Consider the following 779-nt stretch of genomic DNA (forward strand, 5'->3'; position numbering starts at 1 on the left):
TCATATATTTTTGCCAAAGATCACGTGGATCTGCAGCATACATACATTGACGGGACAAAAATTGAGGCAAATGCCAATCGATATACCTGGGTATGGAAAAAATCGTGTGTGAAAAACCGGCAGAAAGTCTTTGACAAGATTTCACTCTTGATTGATGCTATGAATCTGGAAGTACTTGGATATCTCGGAATAAAATTTGAAAAGCGTGAAGCGTACGCGGTTGACTATGTCTCTGAATTACTTACGATGTACAAAGAAACAACTGGACTGGATGAAACTTCTTTCGTTTCCGGACGTGGTCATAGAAAAAGCATTCAACAAAAACAATACGAAGAATTGCATGAATATCTGGAACGTTTGAAATCCTATGCATATCATATCGAGACCTGTGGAGAAGAAAGAAACAGTTATTCCAAAACAGATCATGATGCAACTTTCATGCGTTTAAAGCGTGATTACATGGGAAACGATCAGCTACTTCCGGCATACAACCTACAGGCAGCCATCTGTGATGAATACATAGCTGTAATCGACGTAAAACCATATGCATCCGATATGGAATGCTTTGTGCCTTTGATGGAAAAATTCAATCGCACATATGGTCACTATCCGAAATATCCGGTTGCTGATGCCGGATACGGTTCTTACAATAATTATCTTTATTGTGAAGAACACGGCATGGAAAAATACATGAAATTTACCATGTACAAAAAAGAAACGACGGACAAAAAGTATCATGAGAATCCGTATCGTGCTGTAAACTTTGCAAAAGATGCAGA

The 779-nt window shown here is 38.5% G+C and carries 1 protein-coding gene; it reads left to right on the forward strand.

The window, feature by feature from the left end; all coding sequences use genetic code 11:
* Window positions 1–779 (forward strand): transposase (locus tag WMO62_RS15775; protein ID WP_349145276.1); only part of this gene is annotated, 779 nt, incomplete at both ends.

The organism is Hominiventricola aquisgranensis, from assembly GCF_040096225.1.
In the GTDB taxonomy this organism is placed as follows: domain Bacteria; phylum Bacillota; class Clostridia; order Lachnospirales; family Lachnospiraceae; genus Hominiventricola; species Hominiventricola aquisgranensis.